General features: G+C 64.0%; 2 protein-coding genes and 1 pseudogene. All 3 read left to right on the top strand.

The features are described from left to right. The first annotated feature begins 6 nt into the window (after nucleotides 1-6). Nucleotides 7-1,110: an inositol-3-phosphate synthase gene (locus tag EOA27_RS32485; RefSeq protein WP_126079200.1), complete on the top strand. Its 1,104-nt coding sequence runs from the start codon at nucleotides 7-9 to the stop codon at nucleotides 1,108-1,110. Further along, complete coding sequence (locus EOA27_RS32480; protein ID WP_126079201.1) at nucleotides 1,107-1,703, top strand: histidine phosphatase family protein; 597 nt, start codon at nucleotides 1,107-1,109, stop codon at nucleotides 1,701-1,703. The genes EOA27_RS32485 and EOA27_RS32480 overlap by 4 nt, the downstream gene beginning before the upstream one ends. A gap of 15 nt (nucleotides 1,704-1,718) precedes the next feature. Beyond that, nucleotides 1,719-2,320 (top strand): annotated as a pseudogene (locus tag EOA27_RS32475) (glycosyltransferase); the annotation flags it as partial.

Genomic DNA, 2,320 nt, shown 5'->3' with positions numbered 1-2,320 from the left:
GGTTTCGTGACATCGAAGAAGGTTCGTATCGGCATCGTCGGCGTAGGCAATTGCGCATCATCGCTTGTGCAAGGTCTCTCCTACTATCGCCACGCCAACGGCAACGAGCCGATCCCCGGACTGATGCATGCCGATCTCGGCGGCTACCATGTTGACGATATCGAGGTGGTCTGCGCCTTCGATGTTGCGGAAAACAAGGTTGGGCGCGATGTGGCGGAAGCGATCTACACCGCGCCCAACAACACTTTCCGTTTCGCCGACGTTGCACCGACTGGGGTCCGCGTGGATCGCGGCCCGACGCTCGACGGCATCGGCAAATATCTCCGGGACCAGATTCCGGAGTCTGGCGAGCCGGTTGCCGACGTGATCGCTCGACTCCGGGAGAGCGGGGCCGAGATTCTGATATGCTATCTTCCGGTGGGCTCCGAAGCGGCCGCCCATTTCTACGCGGAATGCGCGCTCGATGCAGGCTGCGCCTTCGTCAATTGCATCCCTGTCTTCATCGCTTCGCGGCCGGAATGGCGCCAACGCTTCGAGGAGCGCGGCCTTCCCCTGGTCGGCGACGACATCAAGAGCCAGGTCGGCGCAACCATCGTGCACCGGCTGCTCGCCAATCTGTTCCGCGAGCGCGGCGTGCGCATCGATCGCACCTACCAGCTCAACTTCGGCGGCAACACCGACTTCCTCAACATGCTCGAGCGCGAGCGGCTGGAATCGAAGAAGATCTCGAAGACGCAGTCCGTCACCAGCCAGATCGACGTCCCGCTCGAGGCCGGGAACATCCATGTCGGACCCAGCGACCATGTCCCGTGGCTGACCGACCGCAAATGGGCCTATATCCGCGTCGAAGGCACCACCTTCGGCGGCGTGCCGCTCAATGCCGAACTCAAGCTGGAGGTTTGGGATTCGCCCAATTCGGCAGGCGTCGTCATCGACGCCGTCCGCTGCGCGAAGCTTGCCCTCGACCGCGGTATTGCCGGCGCGCTCACAGGCCCCAGCAGCTACTTCATGAAGTCGCCGCCGGAGCAGTTCACCGACGCAGAGGCGCGCCTGCGCACGCTCGCCTTCATCGCCGGCAATGACGAGCCGATGCTGGACGCCGCCGAATGACCACCACCTTCTTTCTCATCCGCCACGCGGCGCATGATCATGTCGGCTCGTACCTGGCCGGGCGGCTCGAGGGCGTTCGCCTGGGCGAAGCCGGCCAGGCGCAGGCGTTGCATCTGGCTCGCCGCATGGCACGCGAACCGCTCGCCGCGATCTTGAGCAGTCCGCGCGAGCGCACGCTGGAAACAGCGAAGCCGATCGCCATCGCTTGCGAGATTGAGAAGATCGCGATCTGCAAGGAACTCGACGAGATCGACTTCGGCGAATGGTCCGGCAAGACCTTCGAGGAACTCAACGGTGACGCAAGCTGGCGGCTTTGGAACGACCAGCGCCAGAGCGCCCGCACGCCGAGCGGCGAGACCATGCTGGACGTGCAGCACAGGATGATCGGCCTGATGGACGCGCTGCGCGAGAATGGACAGGGTCAGTGCATCGCGCTTGTCAGCCATGCCGATGTCATCAAGGCGGCTGTCTGCGCGATCCTCGGCCTCCCGCTCGGCGATTGCTTCCGCTTCGACATCGCGCCGGCCTCCATCACAACGGTCGTCCACGGCGACTGGGGGTCGAAGCTGGTCCGTTTGAATGAAATCGCCTGACGGGAGCGGCAACCGATGCGCATGGTCATTTTCGGCCTCACCGTCACATCCTCGTGGGGCAACGGACACGCCACGCTCTGGCGCGGACTGATCGGCGCTCTGGCGCCGCTTGGCTGGTCGATCAGCTTCTTCGAGCGCGATACGCCCTACTATGCCGGCGCCAGGGACATCGACCGGCTCAAGGGCGGGAATATCGTTCTCTACGCAGACTGGGAGGACATCCGCCAGGAGGCCGAGGCTGCGATACGGGAAGCCGACGTCGTCATCGTCACCTCCTATTGTCCCGATGCCGTCGAGGCCTCGCGGATCGCGAATGACAGCTGCCGCGGCCTGAAGGTCTTTTACGATCTCGATACACCGGTGACGCTGGCGAGCATCGAGCGAGGTGATTACCCGGCCTATTTCGAGCCGAAGGGGTTGCGCGATTTCGATCTGGTCCTGAGCTATACCGGAGGGCCGGCGATCGACACACTGAAGAGCATTCTTGGCGCCCGTCATGTCCTGCCGCTCTACGGCCATGTCGATCCTGACCGGCACCGGCCGGCGCAGCCAAGGCCCGAGTTCGCATGCGACCTGTCCTATCTCGGCACCTATGCCGCGGACCGGCAGGCGGCCTG

The sequence above is a fragment of the Mesorhizobium sp. M2A.F.Ca.ET.037.01.1.1 genome (genome assembly GCF_003998075.1).
In the GTDB taxonomy this organism is placed as follows: Bacteria; Pseudomonadota; Alphaproteobacteria; order Rhizobiales; family Rhizobiaceae; genus Mesorhizobium.
Note: the sequence above shows the minus strand (reverse complement) of the source record. Positions and strands in the feature narration are given on the sequence as shown.